The organism is Pseudomonas sp. 31-12 (assembly GCF_003151075.1).
Classification (GTDB): Bacteria; Pseudomonadota; Gammaproteobacteria; order Pseudomonadales; family Pseudomonadaceae; genus Aquipseudomonas.
This window is the reverse complement of the sequence record NZ_CP029482.1, coordinates 751,005-770,708: the sequence shown is the minus strand read 5'-3', so window position 1 is coordinate 770,708 and position 19,704 is coordinate 751,005. Positions and strand designations below refer to the sequence as shown.

Genomic DNA, 19,704 nt, shown 5'->3' with positions numbered 1-19,704 from the left:
AACCTGAAAACTTCGTGGGAAGGTTCTGAAATTTTTGCTGACCATTAAACAGCGTCGTCAGTGAGGCCGTCTTCGCGAGCAGGCTCGCTCCCACAGGGAATCTTGTACATCAGCAAGATATTGGTCGGCTGTCAGGCCGCCATCGCAGGCAAGCCAGCTCCCACAGGGGGTTGGTGTACACCGTACGCTTTTCACCACTCATCAGGCCGAGCGTTAGCTCGCCTGCAGCTTTTGATCTTGATCCACCCGCCCCATCGGGAGGCTGAGTGGAGGTGTTCATCCGGGGAGTGGCGCGCAGCGCCGTTCGACGCAGTCGAACACGCTGCATGTAGGTCGTCGCGAAGCAGACCGGAGGGCAGTGTCCCCGGATGGATACCGGAACGAAGGAACGCCGAGCCTAGGCGAGGGGCCGGACGCTCGGGGCGAGCGTTTTTTTGCTTACTTTTTTTAGGCGCTTGTAAAAAAAGTGAGTCGCCGTAAGGGCGAAACCCTAAGTGGCCGTTACCGCAGAAATGGATATGTACCCTATCAACCACAACCATCAATACCCGTTGGAGCCGTAATCAACCTGAAAATCGAACCCGACAACACGCTCCACGCCAGTCTCCAACCGCCCATCAGGCAAAAGCCGCAGCCAGCGGTAGCCGGGCGCCTGCTCCCCAACCTTGAAATCATCACTCCCAGGCTCAAACTGAATACAAGTCGAAGGCGAAGCAATCAACCGCACCCCGTTGCGATCCCGATCAACCTCCTGATGCACATGCCCCCACAAAACAGCACGCACCTGCGGAAAGCGATCCAGCACCGCAAACAAGGCCTCAGGATTACGCAACCCGATCGGCTCCATCCACAAGCAGCCGATCGACACCGGATGATGATGAAAACACACCAGATGATGCCGCTCCGGCGCCTCACTCAACGAACGCGCCAGCAACTGCAACTGCTCATCCAGCAAAAACCCCGGCACCGACCCCGGCACCGCCGAATCCAGCAAAGTGACCCGCCAGTTACCGACATCCACCACCGGCTCCAGCAACGCGCTTTGCACCGCCGCCTCGGCCATGATCCGCGGCTCATCGTGATTACCGGGAATCCAGCGCGCCGGCGCATCGAGCTGTCGGGTCAGGTCGCGAAACAACTGATAAGACTCCAGCGTCCCGTCCTGAGACAGATCCCCGCTGGCAACGATCAAATCAATCTGCGGCTGCTGAACGCGTACCAGCTCAATGACCTTTTGCAGACTGTCCCGGGTATTCATGCCCAGCAACATCCCGTCCGCTTCGGCAAACAGATGGCTGTCAGAGAGCTGCACCAGCAAAACCGGGGCATCAGCGGGAAGATCAGGCATGCTCGGCACAATGTTCGTCAGATAAAAGTAGGTGGATTATGGTGGCAGGCCAGCGTATCGGCAAACCGGAGACGCGGGAGAGTTCACACATATGACACTTTATTTTTTGCCGTCTGTCATCAACACGCGTCTTTCTGTCCACGCAACAGTGAGTACGTTTGCAAGTTACAGGTGCTCTCCTCGCCGGCTCCGGGTTTGTGCTGGATTTCCCGACGCGCGATGTCCAGAACGCCCTCCTCCACATACCTGAATCCGTTCTGATCGATACACCGTTGATTGGCAATCAGGGCCAGCACCTCGTCAGCGGCATTGAATACGTTGCTGACCTTGCCCGGAAAAACGTAAATCACACCTTCCTGTTCAAACGTAATGGCGCTGCGGAACTCGGACCGGGTTTTCAGTTTCGCCAGCACTGCCCCCTTCCAGCCGGCGTAGTGGAAGCGCTGGAGAAAACCGGGCCAGAATCGACACATCTGAGCCTCGGTCAATGCCTTGACCGTCGACTCAATGAAGTCGTCGGTCAGTTCTTCAAGCAGCGCATCCGCCTCCCTGGCCGTGGAGAACGAGCCCATGATGGTGTAGCTGCCATGCGTAAGAATGTAGTCGGCGGGATAAGGTTCATGGGTCGTGACGGCGGGCATCAGGCACGGAAACCATCCGTCCATCACGATAAATGAAAGCGGTTTTTCACTCGGCTGTCGGTCTTCGTAGCACAGCGCGAGGCAAGGCTGGTAAACCACCTCCACATCAAACGGGAAATCCCGTTCAAAGAAGGCAGGAAGCAACGATTGGAACCCCGTCGTGTTGATCACCAGATCAAACGCCAGGCAACTCCCGTCATCCCTGTATACGAGGCTCTGGCCTGCGCTGCGAATGATTTTCTCGACAATGAAACCGGTCTGCACCTGAACGCCCGCCGCCGCCAGTTTGTCGCGGAAAAAGCGGCGAAGTCGATCGCCCAATACCACGCTCGGCTCATCGAGATTGAACGCGGCTTCCAGTGCCTCCAAGCCATTGGCACTCATGTCCACTTCGCTACACTCGGGGGATTCATGGCACACCTTGGCAAAGGTGTCGTTGCTCACCTTGGAGCGAAAACCCAGCGCATCCGTCGTGCCTTGCGCATAGATCGCAGACTCGTGAGCGACCACCAACTCGGGATACGCCGCACAGAAACGATCAAACGCCTCCAGGCAACTGTCCCTTGTGGTCTTCGAGCGAGGGTAATGTGGCCCCTTGTGCAAGCGGATCCCGAAGTCGCCGGAAACGCCCTGAAAAATGTCCGGGTGCTTCTCCAGCAATACGACTTGATGGCCCGCGCTCATCAATTCCAGTGCACAGTGGGAACCGTTCCAGCCAGCCCCGACAATCCCGATTTTCATACACCCATTCCCCTGACTAGCGCCTCGCGATGTGCGATGGACGTAGCCGCTAGAGGAAAGAGTCAGGGGTTAATTACAGGTGCTACAAAACTCGGAGACCATTCCCACAATGCATGCGGAATACTCCTACAGAAGTCAAAAACAAGACTGTCAGGCATGAACGGTTAACGGACGACGGCGTACTCATGCCCACACGCCAGACAATGGCTCAGCCATTCGCCCAGGAACATGTTCAACTGGGCCTTTTCATCCGGCTGATGCATTGAGGCATTCGGGTAAGGATAGATGCCGCGAAAGCGTCGTGCATGTTCGGCGCTGACCACTTCGGCCATGCACGCATCGTGGTAGACCTGCACTTCCAGTTGCGGCACCGGCAACCACGGCAGGCTGTGTTCCTGGCGCACTTGCAAGGTCGTGGTGTACGGGCAGACTTGCAGTACTTCGAGGGCTAGTACGCCAAGCATCTGGTCACCGTGGGTCACGGCAATGCGCCGAGCCTCCGGTTCGTTGCGCATGTCCGGCAGCAGTCGCATCAGGCGCGCGTAGTTGGCCTCGCAAGAGGCTTGCAGCCCCACAAGGTCCACCCTGTACCGATCGCGCAACTTGTTTACGACCATAGCCCCCTCACTTCAGCGCGGTTCAAGGCCAACCATTGCAAGGCAATGATGCTTGGCGCGTTGGCAATTCGTCCGTCGCGTACGGCCTGCAGGGCATCTTCGAACGCCCAGACCGTGACGCGGATATCTTCAGCTTCTTCCTCCAGCCCATGCAGGCCGCCGACTCCGGTGCTGTCGCAACGCCCCAGGTACAAGTGCACAAATTCGTTGCTGCCGCCCGGCGATGGAAAGTATTTGGTCATCGGCCAGAGCGCCCCGAACACAAGCCCAGCTTCCTCCTGCGCTTCGCGGTGAGCAACTTCTTCCGGTACTTCATCCTTGTCGATCAGACCGGCGACCAGCTCGATCAGCCACGGGTTGTCGGTCTTGCCCATGGCGCCGACGCGAAACTGCTCGATCAGCACCACTTCATCGCGCTGCGGATCGTACGGCAGCACGCACACCGCATCATGGCGAACAAACACTTCACGATTGATCTCGCGACTCATGCCACCGGCAAACAACTCGTGGCGCAAGTGCACACGATCGAGCTTGTAGAAGCCCTCGTAGCACTTTTCGCGCCGAACGATATCAACGGCGGTCGGAATGGCGTTGGCAAAATCAGTCATGACAATCCTCGTTTACTGCAAATCCGTGGACGAGGTTCCTTTGGGTCACTTGCAACCTCGACTTCGCGCCATCCTAACGCGCTCGCGCCGTTTGATGCAGCCCCTTTCCGTCAGCGAGATAGACGGTGAGGGCGAAACCAACTCTAATTAGCTTAGTGGCGAACTGACTGCTTCGTTGAGAGTCGAAGCGGATAACTTTTTGCCTTTCCCTGTTTTATGAAGGACGCCCATGTCGCTTTTTAAAATCGCCTCCGTGGCCGCAATCGCCCTGACCCTGGGCGCCTGCCAGAGCTTGTTCCAACCCAACTACCGGGCGCCGCTGGAAACCACCCGCGACGCCACCGAAACACTGAAACCGGGTTGCACGACACCTGAATGCCCACTGGTGAATATCGATACACTACGCTTCCCGGACGAGCCTCAGCTGGACGGCATTATCGAAAAACGCCTGCTGCAAATGACCCGCACCTCGCCCGACGCCCCTGCGGCACCGACGCTGGCGGCCTATCGCGATGAGTTTTTGCGTACCGCCGGCCCACGCAACAGCAGCTACCTGCAAGCCAAGGTACGTGAGCAGCATGACGGCTTGGTGATCGTCGAATTTTCCAGCTACCTGGACACCGGCGGCGCGCATGGCACACCGGGCCGCAGTTTCATCAACTATTCGCGCCAGCAGCATAAAGTGCTGACCTTGTCCGACATGTTGGTGCCGGGGCAGGAAGAGGCGTTCTGGAAAGCCGCGCAAGTGGCGCACAACAGCTGGCTGATCAGCACCAAGCTCGATCAGGAACCGGAGTTCCTGAAGGAATGGCATTTCCAGAAAACCCAGAACGTGGCGCTGACCTACGGCGGGGTGATCCTCAAGTACGAAACCAGCACCATCGCGCCTTACGCGCTGGGCCACGTCGAACTGAAGATCCCCTACCCACGCCTGAATGGCATTCTCAAGCCCGAGCTGTTTCCCGGCCGCAACTGAAGGCCCGGCCCAGCACCAGCTGGAGCAACCCTGCCAGAATCAACGACGGCAGGGTTGCGCCGATGTCCGGATACAGATTCGCCAGCAAGTGATAAGTGCTCACCCCGCCCAACCAGGCGAGCAGCGCCGGCCAGCGCAATGCGGCTGACGCCACCTGAGCACTGCGTTTGCGCAGGATGAAGTGATCCACCAGCACCACGCCGAACAGCGGCGCGAACACCGAACCGATCAACAGCAGAAAGTTCTGGTACTGGGCCAACGGCGCCAGGCAAGCGATCAGAGTGCAGATCACACCAATCGCCAATGCCAGATGCTCGACTTTCAAGCGCAACAGAATCCCGCTGGAAACCGCCGCCGAATGAATATCGGCGAAGGCGTTTTCCGACTCGTCCAGCAGAATCAGCAGCAGCGGAATCCCCAGGCCGGCACCGGCCAATGCCAACAGCAAGGCATTCACTTCACCGCTCGGCGCGAACGCCAAGGTGTAAGCCACGCCAAGGCTCATCAGCCAGAAGTTACCGATAAAGAAACCAATCGCCGTACCGCCGAAGACGTTTTTCGCACGCTTGCCGAAACGCGAGTAGTCGGCAATCAGCGGCAGCCACGACAGCGGCATGGCGATGGCAATGTCGAAGCCCACGGCGAACGGCATCGAACCGTCACCGGCCTGCGCCCACAATGCGGCGAGATCGGCTTTGGCGAACAGGTTCCAGGTCAGCCAGATGCACGCGGCCAGCAGCAGCCAGATGCCCCACTTGCGCAGAATCTGGCGGACGAATGTCAGCGGACCGCTGACGGCTAGCAAGGTCGCCAAACCACCGAAGAACACAGTCCAGAGCAGCGGATTCGACAGCAGGCTGCCTTCGCTGAACGCCCGCGCGCCGAGCAGGCTGGCCGCGTCGCGCATCACGATGATTTCGAACGAACCCCAACCGATCAGTTGCAGCAGGTTCAGCACGGCCGGCAGGCTCGCGCCACGTTTGCCGAGGCTGAGTTTGAGTGCGGCCATCGACGACAGGCCGGTGTCGCTGCCGATCACGCCGACAGCGGCCAACAGCAGAACGCCGACCAGCGTGCCGAGGAAAATCGCCAGCAACGAACCGGACAGGCCCAGACCTGGCGCGAGCAAGGCACCGGTCTGCAGCACCATCAGGCCGATGCCGAGGGAGAACCACAGGGAAAACAGATCGCGACCGCCGAAGACACGTTTGTCGGTCGGCACCGCAATGTCAGGGGAATAAGTGCTGGGTTGAATGCTCAAGGGTGTTATCTCAGAGGGACATTTGTTGTTTTTTGGATCTCTATCGCCAGCAGGCTGGCTCCCACATTGGACTTGTGGTGTTCACAAGTCCCCTGTGGGAGCCAGCCTGCTGGCGATGGGGCCTGTGCAGGCCCCACCTTTTCAGATCAGATCAAACCTTCTTGTACAGCTGACTGCCTTCCTGCTTGAACCGCTCGGCCTGGTCCGCCAATCCCTGGGCGACTTCGGCGTCGACGGTCTCGATGCGCTGGTTGGCCGCGTATTCACGGACTTCCTGGGTGATTTTCATCGAGCAGAATTTCGGCCCGCACATGGAGCAGAAGTGCGCGACCTTGGCCGAATCTTTTGGCAGGGTTTCATCGTGATACGAACGCGCGGTGTCCGGATCAAGGCCCAGGTTGAACTGGTCTTCCCAACGGAATTCGAAACGCGCCTTGCTCAAGGCATTATCGCGAATCTGCGCGCCCGGATGCCCCTTGGCCAGATCGGCGGCATGCGCAGCGATCTTGTAGGTGATGATCCCGGTCTTCACGTCATCCTTGTTCGGCAGGCCCAAGTGTTCCTTCGGCGTCACGTAGCAAAGCATGGCGCAACCGAACCAGCCGATCATCGCCGCACCGATACCCGAAGTGATGTGATCGTAGCCTGGCGCGATGTCGGTGGTCAGCGGACCGAGGGTGTAGAACGGCGCCTCGTCACAGCACTCGAGCTGCTTGTCCATGTTCTCTTTGATCAACTGCATCGGCACGTGGCCCGGGCCTTCGATCATGCATTGCACATCGTGCTTCCAGGCGATCTTGGTCAGCTCGCCGAGGGTTTCCAGCTCGCCGAATTGTGCGGCGTCGTTGGCATCGGCAATCGAGCCCGGACGCAGGCCATCGCCCAGCGAGAAGCTGACGTCGTAGGCCTTCATGATTTCGCAGATGTCTTCGAAATGGGTGTAGAGGAAGTTTTCCTTGTGATGCGCCAGGCACCACTTGGCCATGATCGAACCGCCACGAGACACGATGCCGGTCACGCGTTTGGCAGTCAGCGGCACGTAGCGCAGCAACACACCGGCGTGGATGGTGAAGTAGTCGACGCCCTGCTCGGCCTGTTCGATCAGCGTGTCGCGGAACAGCTCCCAGGTCAGGTCTTCGGCCGCGCCGCCGACTTTTTCCAAGGCCTGATAAATCGGCACCGTACCGATCGGTACCGGCGAGTTGCGGATGATCCACTCGCGGGTTTCGTGGATGTGCTTGCCGGTGGACAAGTCCATGACCGTGTCCGAACCCCAGCGAATGCCCCAGGTCAGTTTCGCCACTTCTTCTTCGATGGACGAACCCAAAGCGCTGTTGCCGATGTTGCCGTTGATCTTCACCAGGAAGTTACGGCCGATGATCATCGGTTCCAGTTCGGTGTGGTTGATGTTGGCCGGAATGATCGCGCGACCACGAGCGATCTCGTCACGGACAAATTCAGGGGTGATGATTTTCGGCACGCTGGCACCGAAGCTGTGACCGGCGTGTTGCTGGTCCAGCAGCCCGGCAGCGCGAGCCACTTCGAGCTTCATGTTTTCGCGGATGGCGACGTATTCCATCTCGGCGGTGATGATGCCTTTGCGGGCGTAGTGCATCTGGCTGACGTTGGCCCCGGCCTTGGCACGGCGCGGGTTGTTGACGTGGGCGAAACGCAGCTTGGTCAGCTCGGCATCGGCAAGACGTTCCTGGCCGAAGTTCGAGCTCAGGCCGGGCAGGCGCTCGGTGTCGCCACGGGATTCGATCCACGGCGAACGCACATCGGCCAAGCCTTTGCGCACATCGATGATGACGTTGGGGTCGGTGTACGGGCCCGAGGTGTCGTACACGACGACAGGCGCGTTGATCTCGCCGCCGAAGTCGGTCGGGGTCACGTCGAGGCTGATTTCGCGCATCGGCACGAGGATGTCCGGGCGAGAACCCTGGACATAGATTTTTTGCGAGCGGGTAAACGGTTGAACCGATTGTTGATCGACTTGGGCCGAGTCACTCAGGTTCGTAGTGTTTTTTAGTTTTATCGTCATCACGGGCTCTCCAGACAGCATCCAGGCAGTGGAATTTTGTCGGAGCGAACCTGTAACGAATGGACGCGACCAATCAGCCATAACGAAGCCGTTGGTGCTGTGCTCAGTGCTCGAGGGGTGTTCGATTGTCGAACAACATCCCGGACGAAGCACAAGAGGACTCGCCGGGTGACGAGAAATCTTGTTCCCTACGCAGGCGCTAACCTGATCAGGTTCAACGGGATCCGAAATTATTCGATCTCAGCCTCATAGCAAGGCACCCCGACAAGAACCCGGCCAGTCTAGACACAACTGGCAAAGAACGCCAACACCGCGGCAAACACCATGATGAATGGCGCAATTACAGGATTGTTGCCGTGCGTGGCGACAACTACACTCGCCAAGCCATGCTGCGCCTTGACGCTGTATGGGCCGCGCCGTAGCCTTGGCGCTCAAATTATCAGCGTAATTTTTAGGGATGGCCTCATGCTGCGCAAACTCTCACTGGCCCTTGCCGTGTCTTGTGCGTCCAATGGAATGGCCTGGGCAGCAGAAGCGCCCTTATCGACCAAGACTGATCTGGTCAGCGTCTACCAGGAAGCGGTGGACAACAACGCCGACCTGGCTGCCGCCCGCGCCCAATACGGCGCCCAGAAAGAAGTGGTGCCCCAGGCCCGCGCCGGGCTGCTGCCCAATCTCTCGGGCGGTGCCGAACTCGCCAACGTGCGCACCTCGATCGATCAGCCTTCGGCCACCGCCAACCGTAACGCTCATTCCTATCAAGCGACGTTGGCTCAACCGCTGTTCCGTGCCGACCGCTGGTTCCAGTTCCAGGCCGCGAAGGACGTCAACGAACAGGCCGCGTTGCAACTCTCGGCAACTGAACAGAACCTGATCCTGCAAACCGCCGAAAGCTACTTCAACGTGCTGCGCAGCCAGGACAACCTGGCCTCGACCAAGGCCGAAGAAGCCGCGTTCAAACGCCAGCTCGATCAGTCCAACGAACGCTTCGATGTCGGCTTGTCGGACAAGACCGATGTGCTGCAATCGCAAGCCAGCTACGACACTGCACGGGCCAACCGGATCGTCGCCCAGCGCCAGGTGGATGACGCGTTCGAAGCGCTGATCACCCTGACCAACCGTCAGTACAACTCGATCCAGGGCATCGTCCACACCCTGCCGATCCTGCCGCCGGCACCGAACGACGCCAAGTCCTGGGTCGACACAGCGGCGAGACAGAACCTCAACCTGCTGGCCAGCAACTACGCCGTCAGTGCTGCCGAGGAAACGCTCAAGCAGCGCAAGGCTGGACACGCGCCCACCGTCGACGCCGTGGCCAAGTACGAGAAAGGTGATAACGACGCCTTGGGCTTCAGCAACCCGAATGCCTTTGGCCAACCTTATGGTGGCAACGTCGAGCAAACGACGGTGGGCCTGCAACTGAACATCCCGATCTACAGCGGTGGCCTGATCAACTCCCAGGTGCGCCAATCGTATGCACAGCTGGATCAGTCCGAGCAGCAGCGTGAATCCCTGCGTCGCCAGGTGGTGGAAAACACCCGTAACCTGCATCGCGCGGTGAACACTGACGTTGAACAGGTGCAGGCGCGCAAGCAGTCGATCATCTCCAACCAGAGCGCGGTGGAAGCGACCGAAATCGGTTATCAGGTGGGCACACGAAACATCGTCGATGTGCTGGACGCCCAGCGCCAGCTGTACACCTCAGTGCGCAACTACAACAACACGCGCTACGACTACATCCTCGACAACCTGCGCCTGAAGCAGGCCGCCGGCACGTTGAACCCGGGGGATTTGCAGGACCTGGCGCGTTATCTCAAGGCCGACTACAACCCGGACAAGGACTTCCTGCCGCCGGATCTGGCCAAGGCTGCGGCGGCGCAGTTGAAGGCTAATCCAACGCAATAGACAGCAGTTCTGTGGCGAGGGAGCTTGCTCCCTCGCCACAGGAGTCAGTCAGTTGATCAACCGCCCCAACCCATCCAGCAACCGCTGCAACGCGCCCTGATTGGTGCGCATCACTTTCAACCCTGCTTCCGCCATCCGCTGCGCATCGCGCGGCAATTCGAACAGCCGCTGCACCGCTAGCGCCAGGCCTTCGGCATCTTCCACTTCCTGCAACGCCCCGGCGCTGCGCAATTGCGCGGCGATTTCGAGGAAGTTGAACAGGTGCGGGCCGCTCAGTACCGGTTTGGCCAGCGCCGCCGGTTCCAGCAGGTTATGCCCGCCGTTCGGCACCAGGCTGCCGCCGACAAATGCGCTGTCCGCCAGGGCGTAAAGAAACAGCAACTCGCCCATGGTGTCGCCCAGCAGCACCGAAGTATTTGCCGTGACCGGCTCGCCGGAAGAACGACGCACCGTGGCGAAACCCTGCTGCTGGCACAACGCGAATACCGAGTTGAAACGCTCCGGATGACGCGGCACCAGAATCAGCAAGGCATCAGGATGATTGGCCAGCAACTGACGATGAGCCGCCAGCACCACTTCGTCTTCGCCTTCGTGAGTGCTCGCGGCGATCCACACCGGACGTTCCTGCGCCTGCCATTGAACACGCAACTCGGTGGCGCGCTGAAGCAATGCAGGGTCGATGGTCAGGTCGAACTTGATCGAGCCAGTCACTTCGACAGTGTCCGTACGCGCACCCAAGTCACGGAAGCGCTGGGCCTCGGCTTCGGTCTGCACTGCGAACAGGCTCATCTCGGCCAGCATCGGCTGGGTGAGTTTGCAGAAGCGGCCATAGCCCTTGGCCGAGCGCTCGGACAGTCGTGCATTGGCCAACGCCACCGGAATCCCGCGTTTGGCGCACTGATGGATGTGGTTCGGCCACAGTTCGGTCTCCATGATCACCGCCAGTTTCGGCTGGACCCGATCAAGGAACCGCGCCGCCGCACACGGCAAGTCGTAAGGCAAATAGCAGTGCTGGATGCGCGGCTCGTTGGCAAACAGTGCGTGGATGCGCTCCGAACCGGTCGGGGTCATGCAGGTCACGGTAATCGGCAGCTGTGGATAACGTTGCAGCAAGGCGCGAATCATCGGCGCCGCGGCAATGCTCTCGCCCACGGACACCGCGTGCACCCAAATGCCGCCCGGTTTCATCGCCGGCAAGCCAAGGGAAAAACGTTCGCCAATGCGTTTGGCATACGCCGGCGCCTTGCGCGAACGCAGCCACAGCCGAATCGCTACCAATGGCAGCCCCAGGTAAAACAGCGCGGTGTAGAGAGTTCTATTCATGGCGGCGGAGTTTATCGGTTTTTTCACCGATCGCCTGCAAATGCACGGCAAAACGTTCAGCCAACCAGCGAGCCGCCGGGCCAAGGGGTTCGTCGCGGCGCCAGACCAGTTCCACGACCAGCGCCGGCGGGGTCCACTCGCTGTCCAGTTCGATCATCAAATCCTGATACGCCGGGTATTGCACCACGTGGCGCGGCAGCCAGGCCCAACCGAGGCCGCGCACCAGCCATTCAGCCATCACGTAGAAACTGTCGGCCCGCCAGACCTGCGGGCTGGCCGGCTCGCTGCCGGGGTAGACACTGGATTGCGTGGACATCAGCAACTGGCGATGCTGCGCCAGTTGCTGACAATCAACCTGTGCCTGTTTCGCCAGCGGATGACCGACGCCGCACACAGTGACCATCTCGACGCTGCCCAGCACCCGGCGCTCAAGCGCTTCGGGAATCTGGTCGTGGTAAAACAGCAATCCCAGATCAGCCCGACGCTCCACCAGTTTGCGCGCCACATCACCTTGGGCGGCGCTGGTCAGCTGCACTTCGAGGCTGGGAAATTTCTCTGCCAGGGCCTCGAAGCTTTCGATGATCGGCTGATAGGGCATCGCCTCATCCTGAGCCACGCGCAAACGCGCTTCCTGCCCGCGCATCATCGCCAGCGCCCGACCATTCAGGCGTTCGCACTGGCGCAAGACCTCGCGTGCTTCTTCCAGCAAGGCATTGCCGGCCTCGGTGAGTTTCGGCTGACGACCGCTGCTGCGATCGAACAGGCTGACACCGAGGTCTTCTTCCAGAAGGGCAATCGAACTGCTGACCGCCGACTGCGCCTTGCGTTGACCCCGCGCCACGGCAGAAAACGAACGCTGCTCCGCTACGCTGACAAACAAGCGCAGCTGTTCCAGATTCCATTGCGTACTCATGAGACAACCCATCTTCAAAACAGATAGGTAATGACTTTACCGCATCTGGAGAATCTCTAAAATGCCGACCTCAGAGAGCAACACTTCACATGAGGATGCACCTATGACCGCTTACTACTACCTGGCCATTGCCATCTGCGCCGAAGTGATCGCGACCGTTTCGATGAAAGCCGTCAAAGGCTTCAGCACCCCGCTGCCGCTGATTCTGGTGATTGTCGGTTACGGGATTGCCTTCTGGATGCTGACCCTGGTGGTGCGCAGCGTCCCGGTGGGCGTGGCCTACGCGGTATGGGCGGGCATGGGGATTGTGATGGTCAGCGTCGCGGCGCTGTTTATCTATGGGCAGAAACTGGATGTGCCTGCGATGCTCGGAATGGCGCTCATCGTGCTGGGTGTCGTCGTCATCCAGCTCTTCTCCAAAACCGCGGGCCACTAACTGGCACCACCAATCCCCTGTGGCGAGGGAGCTTGCTCCCGCTCGGCTGCGAAGCAGTCGTAAATAGCCTGATGCGGTTTATCTGAATAACCGCATCGTTAGATTTTGGGGCCGCTTCGCGACCCAACGGGAGCAAGCTCCCTCGCCACAGGTCCTGCGTATAGCCTCTGTTGATCAGCAATAAAACCTCCAATCTTCGAGTCTGTATACTGCGCCCTCGTCTTGAACACTGAGGTCGCTGCATGCCATCCGTTATTTCCACCGACGTTCTGATTGTCGGCGCTGGTGTCGCCGGCCTCTGGCTGAATGCGCGCCTGCGCCGCCAGGGTTTTTCGACCGTGCTGGTGGAAAGCGCCAGCCTCGGCGGCGGGCAGAGTGTGAAGTCCCAGGGCATCATCCACGGCGGCGCCAAGTACGCGCTGCATGGCGCCCTGACCGGCGCCTCGGAAGCCATCGCCGACATGCCGCGTCGCTGGCGTGAAGCGTTGGCTGGCGACGGCGAGCTGGATTTGTCCGGCGTGCGCCTGCTGTCCGAAGCGCATTACCTCTGGTCCCCGGGCACGATCGCCGGCAACCTCACCAGCTTCTTCGCCAGCAAAGCGGTGCGCGGCCGTGTCGATCAGGTCAAGGGCGACCAACTGCCGCCGGCCCTGCAAGACAAGCGCTTCAAGGGCAAGGTTTACCGATTGGCAGAATTGGTGATCGACGTGCCGAGCCTGATTCAGCGCCTGGCCGATCTGGCCGGTGATGGCCTGCTCGCCGGTCAGACGATCGAACCGTTGCTGGAAGGCGGCGTGCTGGTGGGCCTGAAGGTCGACGAGCGCGAGATCCGCGCCCAGCGCATCGTGCTCAGCGCCGGTGCCGGCACGGCGGCGCTGCTCGACGCACTGGGGCTGAGCCAGCCGGCCATGCAGCGCCGGCCATTGCACATGATCATCGCCAAAGGCCCAAGTCTCAAACCGCTGTACGCGCACTGCCTGGGCGGCGGTACCAAACCGCGTCTGACCGTGACCACCCATCCGGCTGCCGATGGCCAATGGGTCTGGTACATGGGCGGCGATATCGCCGAAGCCGAAGGGGTTGCCCGCGAACCGGCCGAGCAAATCGCCACCGCGCAGAAAGAACTCGGCCAGTTGCTGCCATGGATCGACCTGAGCACCGCGCAATGGGCGACTTTGCGCGTGGATCGCGCCGAACCGCTGCAATCGGGACTGACCCGTCCTGACAATGCATTCCTTGCCGAAGAAGGCCGGCTGCTGGTGGGCTGGCCAACCAAACTGGCGCTGGCCCCGGACTTCGCCGACCGGGTCATCACGTCCTTGCAGCGCGACGGCATCCAGCCAAGCCATCCGGCGCCGTTACCCGAGCTGCCAAAACCACCGATTTGCGTTCCAGCCTGGGAGCAACTGCTGCCATGAGCGTAAAGACCCTGCACGACCTGCATCGCCCCCTGGGTAGCACTGGCCTGCTGGTTTCGCCTCTGGGCCTGGGCACGGTAAAACTGGGCCGCGATCAAGGGGTGAAATACCCCAACGGCTTCCAGATTCCCGGCGACGACGAAGCACGCATGCTGCTCAAACTCGCACGTGACATGGGCATCAACCTGATCGACACCGCCCCGGCTTATGGCCGCAGCGAAGAGCGCCTCGGCCCATTGCTGCGAGGGCAGCGTCAGGAGTGGGTGATCGTCAGCAAGGTCGGCGAAGAATTTGCCGACGGCCAGTCGAGCCACGATTTCAGCGCCGCCCACACCCGACGTTCAGTGGAGCGCAGCCTGCAACGCCTGGAAACGGATGTTATCGACCTGGTGCTGGCGCACTCCGACGGCAACGACCTGGCGATCCTCAATGACAGCGATATCTACGCGACCCTCGCCGCGCTCAAGGCCGAAGGCAAGATCCGCGGCTTCGGTTTTTCCGGGAAAACCGTCGAAGGCGGTTTGAAGGCTCTAGAACAAGGTGATTGCGCCATGGTCACCTACAATCTGAACGAACAGAGCGAGAAGCCGGTCATTGACTATGCTGCTGCTCACGGTAAAGCCATTCTGGTCAAGAAAGCCCTCGCCAGCGGTCACGTCTGCCTGAGTCCGGGTGTGGACCCGGTGCGCGCCAGCTTCGAGTTGTTGTTTGAACATCCGGGCGTTGCCAGTGCTATTGTCGGGACCATCAATCCGCTGCACCTCGCCCATAACGTCGCGACCGTTGCCCAGGTCCTACGTAGAAACTGATGCCGCCCACGCGGCCTTAAGCAGGAGCCGACATGCCGCGTACGCTCATAAGAAAGAACCCGAGCAACTTCAAGACCCTGCCGTTGTACGTCGAAGCGACTCCCGAAGGCTTGAGTTACCAGAGCGTCGGGATGCCGCTCAATTTCTCCCAGACCCTGCAACGTCGCCGCCCGGTGACGGTGCCCGACACTGAGCGCTTCGCCCTGGAACTGGCCAACCTCGGGGTCTCGGTGCGCCTGACCCTGCATTGGCAGAATCGCGATTACTGGGTGTTGGTGCGTCAGCGCCGCCAAGACCGCGGCGATGTGGTGCTCAAGCTGATCTCCGGTTACGTGCCGGCCCACGAGCTGAACCTGCCGCTGCACACGGCGATCCAGGAAATTGCCGAAGAGTGCCTGCTGGAAACCCCGGAAGGCTGGCTCGGCGGACGTTTCAATGACACTTGGCTGCCGGCGCCCTACTCGTCCGCGCTGCATTATCGCGAGGCGCTGCCCTTTCGCCTGACGCCGCTGTCTGGCTCAGCGCGGCCGGTGCGTTGCGCCAAGATGCAGTTGATCGAACGTCCGCGGGCTTACGTGCATTTGCCAACGGCGTCACTGCAATTGATCTATGACTTGCGCCTGGACGTGCCCAAGGAAGCCAAGTCCCTGAGCTTGTTTCATGTCGATGAGCGGCTGGAAGGCGATCAACTGGTGGCCCGGCTCGATCGCAAACGCCCCGATCTGTATTTGATGCCACTGCAGGACGGCCAGCCGATGGCCGAGTTGTACACCTTGAAAAAGGATCAGCTGTACCCGGCGAGCACACGCGGGTTGTATCTGGCGGAGAGCTTTTCCCAGCAGGAAGGCTGGCTGGTGCGCGATGAACGGATTCGCTGGAAGGATTGGGTGCGGCAGCAGGGGTTGAGCCCGCCGGGGAAGGATTCCGGTTTAGCGCGGTTGCGCGGGAAGGCGAAGCAATTGCTGAAGAAAATTGTGCCGCGTAAGGCAGTGCGATAGGAACAAGAGGGCTTGTGTGGCGAGGGAGCTTGCTCCCGCTCGGCTACGCAGTAGCCGCAACCAGCTAACGAGTGCTCCCAGAATCATGCGGTGTATGGTTTTAGGGCCGCTTCGCAGCCCAGCGGGAGCAAGCTCCCTCGCCACAGTGACCGCGCCGTTTTCAGTTATTACGGATTTTCTCGACTATTGCGGTGGTCGAGCTGTTTGCCACCAGCCCCAGCACTTTCACGGTCCCGCCATAAGCGGTGACGATGTCCGCGCCGACCACTTGGTCTATCCCGTAATCCCCGCCCTTGACCAGCACGTCCGGCTTGACCTCGCGCAGCAGGTTTTCCGGCGTGCCTTCAGGGAAGCTGATGACCCAATCCACAGCACCCAGACCCGCCAATACAGCCATGCGACGGTCGACGCTGTTGATCGGACGACCCGGCCCTTTCAGGCGGCTGACCGACGCATCGTCGTTGACCGCGACAATCAATCGATCTCCTTGGGCGCGCGCCTGCTCGAGGTAGGTCACATGGCCGGCGTGCAGGATGTCGAAGCAGCCGTTGGTGAACACGATCTTCTCTTTATGCGCACGCGCATCGTCGACCGCCAGCAACAACTGCTCAAGACCCAGTACACCGCGCTCGGAGCCTTCTTCACGCTGGATGGCACGACGCAGTTCCGGCGCGCTGATCGCCGCCGTACCGAGTTTGCCGACCACGATGCCTGCCGCCAGGTTCGCCAGGGCTACCGCGTGGGGCAGTTCTTCGCCTGCGGCAATCGCCGCCGCCAAGGTGGAAATCACCGTGTCGCCAGCACCGGTCACGTCGAACACTTCACGTGCACGGGCAGGCAGGTGCAGCGCCGGATGATCCGGGCGCAGCAAAGTCATGCCGTGTTCGCCACGGGTCACCAGCAACGCGCCGAGGTCGAGGTCGTGCATCAACTGCGCGCCCTTGCTCACCAGTTCGTGCTCATCGGCGCAGCCGCCGACGATGGTTTCGAACTCGCTGAGGTTCGGCGTGATCAGGCTTGCACCACGATAAATCGAGAAATCCTTGCCTTTTGGATCGGCCAGCACCGGAATGCCACGGGCACGGGCGGCCTGGATCAGCACCTGATGGTTTTTCAGCGCGCCTTTGCCGTAGTCGGACAGCACCAGCACCTTGATGCCTTCGAGCAGTTCGTCGACTTGCTCGCCAAGCGCGAGGGCGTCGGTGGCAAAGGGTTCTTCGAAGTCGATACGCAGCAGTTGCTGGTGACGACTCATGACCCGCAGCTTGACGATGGTCGGCTGGTGCGCGATGCGCTGGAACAACGCCCGTACGCCAGCGCCCTTAAGGCTATTGGCCAGGCTGTCGGCAGCTTCATCGTCGCCCGTCACGCCGACCAGCGAAGCTGGTGCGCCGAGAGCGGCAATGTTCAACGCAACGTTGGCGGCACCGCCCGGGCGGTCCTCGATTTGCTCGACCTTGACTACCGGTACCGGCGCCTCAGGGGAAATCCGTGAGGTACCACCATGCCAGTAACGGTCGAGCATGACATCGCCGACCACCAAGACAGGGGCTTGATCGAATCGCGGCATGGACAACTTCATGGAGCAACCCACATACAAAATGAACAGGGGCGCGATATTACCACAGGGTTGGCGCTGGCTTGTGCGACGGCTGCAACGGGATGATTCGGCCATGAAAACTGGTCATTTATTGAGCAGAAACGCCGATAGTCGATACACATCACCGGGCGCATTGCACGCCCGGTGAACAAAGGTCAGGCGATGTCTTCCGCCGGGGCGTCCAGGCCCATGGCATTCAGCCGGGCGTAGTAACCGTTGTGCGCCAGGAGTTCGGCATGGGTGCCGCGCTCGACGATCCGCCCCTGGTCCATGACCAGAATCAGGTCCGCCTTCTCGATGGTCGACAACCGGTGAGCGATCACCAGGGTGGTCCGGCCTTTCATGACCTGGTCCAGTGCGGCCTGAATATGCCGCTCGGACTCGGTATCGAGGGCTGAAGTGGCCTCGTCGAGAATCAGCAACGGAGCGTTCTTCAACAGGGCCCGTGCAATCGCCAGACGCTGGCGCTGACCGCCGGACAGCAACACCCCGTTCTCGCCGACTTGGGTGTCCAGGCCTTCGGGCAACTGCTCGATGAAGTCCATCGCATAAGCGTCTCTCGCCGCTTTTTCGATGTCTTCACGGGGTGCGCCAGCCAGGTCGCCGTAGGCGATGTTGTTGGCCACGGTGTCGCTGAACAGGGTCACGTGCTGGGTCACCTGGGCGATGTGCTTGCGCAGGTTCAGCAGTTTGTACTGCTCCACTTCAACGCCATCGATCAGGATCTCGCCCTTATCGTGGTGATAGAAGCGCGGAATCAGGTTGGCCAGCGTCGACTTGCCGCTGCCCGAACGCCCGACCAGCGCGACCATTTGCCCCGGCTCGACCGAGAAACTGATGTCATCGAGCACCTGGCGATCGGTATCAGGGTAAGTGAAGCTCAAGTTGCGCACGTCCAGACGACCACTGACGGCATCGCGCTCGACGGTGCCCGTATCGATTTCAGGCGCGACGTCCAGTTGCTCGAAGATGCTCTCGGCACCCGCCACACCTTTCTGGATGGTCGAGCTGACTTCGGACAATTGACGGATTGGCTTGGGCAGCAGACCGGCCAGGGTGATGTAGGCGACCATGTCACCGGCCGACGCATCGCCGCGCAGGTACAGCACCAGGAACATCAGCACCGCCATGGCGCTGTAGATCACCAGTTGCAGCAACGGCGTGTAGATGGCGCCGGTACGGGTCATGCGCAGTTGCTTGTCAGTGTTGCCCTGACTGGCATCGTAGAAGCGTTTTTCTTCGTAGACTTCGCCGCCGAAGCTGCGCACAACGCGATAACCCTGGATGGTTTCCGACGCCACATGCGTCACATCGCCCATGGCCAGCTGGATTTTCTTGCTCTGCTTGCGGAATTTCTTGCTGGCGGTACGCACCATCACAGCGATCAACGGCAGGATCGCAACCATCACCAGAGTCAGCTTCCAGTTCATGAACAGCAGCGAGGCGAACAGGAAGATCACCGTCATGCCTTCACGGATTACGACCTTGATCGCATCTGTGGCCGCCCCGGTGACCATCGTCACGTTGAAGGTGATACGCGAAATCAGATGACCCGAGTTATGCTTGTCGAAATACCGATTGGGCAAAACCAGCAGGTTGTTGAACAACTGCACACGCAAATCATGCACCAGCCCGAGGGAAACCTTGGCCAGAAAGTAGTTGCCCAGATAAGATCCCAGCCCCTGCCACGCGGCGATCAGGATGATCAGCAGCGGCACCGCCTGCAGCAGTTGCAGGTCACGCAGGTAAGGCACGGTTGGAAACAGCACCGCCTCGGGGTTGGACAAGCCGTCGACGAAGTACTTGAGGATGTAGCCGAGCATTGGCTGCGTCGAAGCGAAAATCAGAAATCCGACGATGCTGATCAGAAACAGACTGATGTAGGGCCGGACATAGCCGAGCAGGCGGAAGTAGATTTTCAAGCTCGAAGGGCTTGCGGAGAGACTGGAGTCGGTCATATCACGCGAATGTCGATAAAAAGGACGCTGACTTTAGCACAGCTTCCTCAGGGTTCTGGCAATCGCATAAAGGCTGTTATTGTTACGCGTCAGATTAAGCATCAAATAGCC

At 60.2% G+C, this 19,704-nt stretch carries 16 protein-coding genes and 1 riboswitch; of the genes, 6 read left to right on the top strand and 10 right to left on the bottom strand.

Translation table 11 applies throughout. The features are described 5' to 3' along the window. Positions 1-541 precede the first annotated feature (541 nt). The 4 genes from cpdA to DJ564_RS03510 all read right to left on the bottom strand — a co-directional run bounded on the left by cpdA (position 542) and on the right by DJ564_RS03510 (position 3,955). Positions 542-1,348, bottom strand: coding sequence for a 3',5'-cyclic-AMP phosphodiesterase (gene cpdA / locus DJ564_RS03525; protein ID WP_109627680.1), 807 nt, complete (start codon positions 1,346-1,348; stop codon positions 542-544). A gap of 119 nt (positions 1,349-1,467) precedes the next feature. After that, entirely contained in the window at positions 1,468-2,730 is a 1,263-nt protein-coding gene (locus tag DJ564_RS03520; RefSeq protein WP_109627679.1) for an FAD-dependent oxidoreductase, read from the bottom strand. Positions 2,731-2,894: 164 nt separating this feature from the next. Next, on the bottom strand, positions 2,895-3,347 hold the full coding sequence (locus DJ564_RS03515) for a DUF1249 domain-containing protein (RefSeq protein ID WP_008153350.1): 453 nt from the start codon (positions 3,345-3,347) through the stop codon (positions 2,895-2,897). Continuing rightward, the gene (locus DJ564_RS03510) at positions 3,338-3,955 is read right to left on the bottom strand and encodes an NUDIX domain-containing protein (protein ID WP_010464243.1); all 618 of its coding nucleotides are present in this window, start codon (positions 3,953-3,955) and stop codon (positions 3,338-3,340) included. Before DJ564_RS03510 ends, DJ564_RS03515 begins: the two co-directional genes overlap by 10 nt. Positions 3,956-4,184: 229 nt before the next feature. Between DJ564_RS03510 and DJ564_RS03505 the strand changes: the two genes are divergently transcribed. Beyond that, complete coding sequence (locus DJ564_RS03505; RefSeq protein ID WP_109627678.1) at positions 4,185-4,931, top strand: RsiV family protein; 747 nt, start codon at positions 4,185-4,187, stop codon at positions 4,929-4,931. Here DJ564_RS03505 and cytX read toward each other — a convergent pair. Together cytX and thiC are read right to left on the bottom strand one after the other, a co-directional pair. Further along, complete coding sequence (gene cytX, locus DJ564_RS03500) at positions 4,900-6,192, bottom strand: putative hydroxymethylpyrimidine transporter CytX (RefSeq protein ID WP_109627677.1); 1,293 nt, start codon at positions 6,190-6,192, stop codon at positions 4,900-4,902. The two genes, DJ564_RS03505 and cytX, sit on opposite strands and share 32 nt — an antisense overlap. Positions 6,193-6,343: 151 nt before the next feature. Next, complete coding sequence (gene thiC, locus DJ564_RS03495) at positions 6,344-8,233, bottom strand: phosphomethylpyrimidine synthase ThiC (RefSeq protein ID WP_054053301.1); 1,890 nt, start codon at positions 8,231-8,233, stop codon at positions 6,344-6,346. Between the two features lie 168 nt (positions 8,234-8,401). After that, positions 8,402-8,507, bottom strand: a riboswitch (TPP riboswitch). Positions 8,508-8,698: 191 nt separating this feature from the next. Between thiC and DJ564_RS03490 the strand changes: the two genes are divergently transcribed. After that, on the top strand, positions 8,699-10,138 hold the full coding sequence (locus DJ564_RS03490) for a TolC family outer membrane protein (protein ID WP_109627676.1): 1,440 nt from the start codon (positions 8,699-8,701) through the stop codon (positions 10,136-10,138). Positions 10,139-10,186: 48 nt separating this feature from the next. On the opposite strand, the gene waaA is transcribed toward DJ564_RS03490, so the two are convergent. Together waaA and DJ564_RS03480 are read right to left on the bottom strand one after the other, a co-directional pair. Then, complete coding sequence (gene waaA / locus DJ564_RS03485) at positions 10,187-11,461, bottom strand: lipid IV(A) 3-deoxy-D-manno-octulosonic acid transferase (RefSeq protein WP_109627675.1); 1,275 nt, start codon at positions 11,459-11,461, stop codon at positions 10,187-10,189. Continuing rightward, complete coding sequence (locus DJ564_RS03480; protein ID WP_109627674.1) at positions 11,454-12,374, bottom strand: LysR family transcriptional regulator; 921 nt, start codon at positions 12,372-12,374, stop codon at positions 11,454-11,456. Before DJ564_RS03480 ends, waaA begins: the two co-directional genes overlap by 8 nt. Positions 12,375-12,477: 103 nt before the next feature. Here DJ564_RS03480 and DJ564_RS03475 point away from each other — a divergent pair, with 103 nt between their 5' ends. The 4 genes from DJ564_RS03475 to DJ564_RS03460 all read left to right on the top strand — a co-directional run bounded on the left by DJ564_RS03475 (position 12,478) and on the right by DJ564_RS03460 (position 16,035). Next, entirely contained in the window at positions 12,478-12,810 is a 333-nt protein-coding gene (locus tag DJ564_RS03475; protein WP_008027887.1) for a multidrug efflux SMR transporter, read from the top strand. 242 nt (positions 12,811-13,052) lie between these two features. After that, positions 13,053-14,228 (top strand): FAD-binding oxidoreductase, encoded by a 1,176-nt coding sequence (locus DJ564_RS03470; RefSeq protein ID WP_109627673.1) that lies wholly within the window; start codon positions 13,053-13,055, stop codon positions 14,226-14,228. Continuing rightward, positions 14,225-15,037 carry an aldo/keto reductase gene (locus DJ564_RS03465; RefSeq protein WP_109627672.1) on the top strand — a complete coding sequence of 271 codons (813 nt, stop codon included), beginning with the start codon at positions 14,225-14,227 and terminating at the stop codon, positions 15,035-15,037. Before DJ564_RS03470 ends, DJ564_RS03465 begins: the two co-directional genes overlap by 4 nt. A gap of 32 nt (positions 15,038-15,069) precedes the next feature. Continuing rightward, positions 15,070-16,035, top strand: a complete 966-nt coding sequence (locus DJ564_RS03460; protein ID WP_109627671.1) for a metal ABC transporter ATPase — start codon at positions 15,070-15,072, stop codon at positions 16,033-16,035. A gap of 160 nt (positions 16,036-16,195) precedes the next feature. Here DJ564_RS03460 and hldE read toward each other — a convergent pair whose 3' ends face one another. After that, positions 16,196-17,617 (bottom strand): bifunctional D-glycero-beta-D-manno-heptose-7-phosphate kinase/D-glycero-beta-D-manno-heptose 1-phosphate adenylyltransferase HldE, encoded by a 1,422-nt coding sequence (hldE, locus tag DJ564_RS03455; RefSeq protein ID WP_010464267.1) that lies wholly within the window; start codon positions 17,615-17,617, stop codon positions 16,196-16,198. A 173-nt stretch (positions 17,618-17,790) separates the two neighbouring features. Then, positions 17,791-19,593, bottom strand: a complete 1,803-nt coding sequence (gene msbA / locus DJ564_RS03450) for a lipid A export permease/ATP-binding protein MsbA (protein ID WP_109627670.1) — start codon at positions 19,591-19,593, stop codon at positions 17,791-17,793. Positions 19,594-19,704 lie beyond the last annotated feature (111 nt).

What these genes read in the sequence shown, in the direction of transcription:
- cpdA (WP_109627680.1), bottom strand. Translation starts at nt 1,348, where the DNA reads ATGCCTGATCTTCCCGCTGATGCCCCGGTTTTGCTGGTGCAGCTCTCT.
- DJ564_RS03520 (WP_109627679.1), bottom strand. Translation starts at nt 2,730, where the DNA reads ATGAAAATCGGGATTGTCGGGGCTGGCTGGAACGGTTCCCACTGTGCA.
- DJ564_RS03515 (WP_008153350.1), bottom strand. Translation starts at nt 3,347, where the DNA reads ATGGTCGTAAACAAGTTGCGCGATCGGTACAGGGTGGACCTTGTGGGG.
- DJ564_RS03510 (WP_010464243.1), bottom strand. Translation starts at nt 3,955, where the DNA reads ATGACTGATTTTGCCAACGCCATTCCGACCGCCGTTGATATCGTTCGG.
- DJ564_RS03505 (WP_109627678.1), top strand. Translation starts at nt 4,185, where the DNA reads ATGTCGCTTTTTAAAATCGCCTCCGTGGCCGCAATCGCCCTGACCCTG.
- thiC (WP_054053301.1), bottom strand. Translation starts at nt 8,233, where the DNA reads ATGACGATAAAACTAAAAAACACTACGAACCTGAGTGACTCGGCCCAA.
- DJ564_RS03490 (WP_109627676.1), top strand. Translation starts at nt 8,699, where the DNA reads ATGCTGCGCAAACTCTCACTGGCCCTTGCCGTGTCTTGTGCGTCCAAT.
- waaA (WP_109627675.1), bottom strand. Translation starts at nt 11,461, where the DNA reads ATGAATAGAACTCTCTACACCGCGCTGTTTTACCTGGGGCTGCCATTG.
- DJ564_RS03480 (WP_109627674.1), bottom strand. Translation starts at nt 12,374, where the DNA reads ATGAGTACGCAATGGAATCTGGAACAGCTGCGCTTGTTTGTCAGCGTA.
- DJ564_RS03475 (WP_008027887.1), top strand. Translation starts at nt 12,478, where the DNA reads ATGACCGCTTACTACTACCTGGCCATTGCCATCTGCGCCGAAGTGATC.
- DJ564_RS03470 (WP_109627673.1), top strand. Translation starts at nt 13,053, where the DNA reads ATGCCATCCGTTATTTCCACCGACGTTCTGATTGTCGGCGCTGGTGTC.
- DJ564_RS03465 (WP_109627672.1), top strand. Translation starts at nt 14,225, where the DNA reads ATGAGCGTAAAGACCCTGCACGACCTGCATCGCCCCCTGGGTAGCACT.
- DJ564_RS03460 (WP_109627671.1), top strand. Translation starts at nt 15,070, where the DNA reads ATGCCGCGTACGCTCATAAGAAAGAACCCGAGCAACTTCAAGACCCTG.
- hldE (WP_010464267.1), bottom strand. Translation starts at nt 17,617, where the DNA reads ATGAAGTTGTCCATGCCGCGATTCGATCAAGCCCCTGTCTTGGTGGTC.
- msbA (WP_109627670.1), bottom strand. Translation starts at nt 19,593, where the DNA reads ATGACCGACTCCAGTCTCTCCGCAAGCCCTTCGAGCTTGAAAATCTAC.